This window comes from Bartonella sp. LB28NMGDW (assembly GCF_042194435.1).
Taxonomy (GTDB): domain Bacteria; phylum Pseudomonadota; class Alphaproteobacteria; order Rhizobiales; family Rhizobiaceae; genus Bartonella; species Bartonella grahamii.
Genome location: NZ_JBHIMX010000070.1, coordinates 1 through 1692 on the forward strand (window position 1 = coordinate 1; position 1692 = coordinate 1692).

The 1692-nt window shown below is 40.6% G+C and carries 1 pseudogene; it reads right to left on the bottom strand.

Annotation, left to right across the window (positions count from 1 at the left end):
* Positions 1–1692: pseudogene (locus tag ACFIKG_RS09130) on the bottom strand (hypothetical protein); the annotation flags it as partial.

The window sequence follows — 1692 nt, forward strand, 5'->3', positions numbered from 1 at the left end:
AGCTTTCTGAGAGTTCACCATCCTTAAGAAACGTGATCTTGCTGTTGCCTTTTTTCTCTCCTTCTCCATGCTGCGCACTAAAGGCATTTGAATCTTTGCTCCATGACAACGAATCCTCTGCAACACCTTGTGTCACATCCTTGATCCGCTGATTCACATTCTTGATACTCGTATCAATGCCTTCAAAAGCTGTACCAACATCTTTAAATTCAGCTTCTTCTTCATTACCGTCTTTAGAAATCTTAGATAATTTATAGGTGGGTCCCGTGAAAGCACCATCTGTAAAGGTTGTACCACCACCTAAAAACTTCGCAACATCTTCAGAGAGGGTATGAATTTGTCCACCATTAATGGCATCACGTGAATCCTTTGTAATACTGCCAACAGCTACATTATGAAGAGCAACGGGCTTAGCATCTTTACCTTTCCCCAACGTCACACTTTCATAATTAATGGTGTTTTCTTTATCTGTATTTTTATCATAATGAACAACTGCTGATTCATCAGACTGAAGATTATCAGAAAGGTCTTTTAAACCCTTATCAAGTTGGCCTTTATTAACCGCTTCATTGTCATTGGCCGCTTCCTTCACACCGGAAATAACACGATCAGCACCACTCTTATTTGCAATATTGATTGTAGCGCCTTCCGTCTCCGCACCAATCTTGATAGTCTTGCTGTCTGTATCCTGTTTAACTAGGTTATCACCTACAACCTTGTTAATCTCTTTTTTTACATTTGTAATAGAAGTACCTACACCCTCAAAGGCAGAAGCTACATCAGTATAGCTTTTATCTTCTGCAGTGCCATCTTCCTTAACGGTCTTAACCTTGAAAGTGGGATCTGTCCATTCACCATCCTTATACTTAGCATCACCACCAAAATATTTCGCTGTATGTTCAGCAACCTTAGTAACATTTTCATTGGTGGTAAAAAGCTGTGAGCCATTAACCGCATCTGTCGAGGTTCCTGAAAGTGATCCATCACTCACACCAGAAATGGTCCGATTAGCACCGTCTTTGTTTAAAACACTGAGTTTAGTGCCGCCTGATCCCTTACCAATGGTGATAATAGTCGCTCCCCCCGAACGGAGACTACGCGCTAAAGTAACCTCTTCTTCTTCCTTAACAAGGATACTGTCTCTTACATCGACAATCTCTTTATTCAGAGTGGTGAAAGTACTGTTAACACCTTCAAAAGCATCAGCAACATTGTGATAAGTATTCTTGTCACCTTCTGTGCCATCAGCATCAAATTGCGCAACTTTGAAATCAGGTTTTGTCCATTTGCCTTCCTCATACTTAGTATCGCCACCAAAATATTTAGCAAGGGCTGTGTTCGTAGAATGGAGCTGTGAACCATTCACCGCATCCGTTGATTTTTTTGAGAGCTCACCATCCTTAAGAAACGTGATCTTGCTGTTTGTTTTCTCATCTTCTTTTTCTCCATGTTTTGCAGTAAAGGCATTTTCATCTTTGTTCCATGATAAAGAATCTTGTGCAACACCTTGTGTCACATCTTTGATCCGCTGATTCACATTCTTGATACTCGTATCAATGCCTTCAAAAGCTGTACCAACATCGGTAAAATCAGTCTGTGTTACCTCTCCTGCTTCAGAAATCTTAGATAATTTATAGGTGGGTCCCGTGAAAGCACCATTTGTAAAAGCTGTACCACCACCTAAAAACTTCG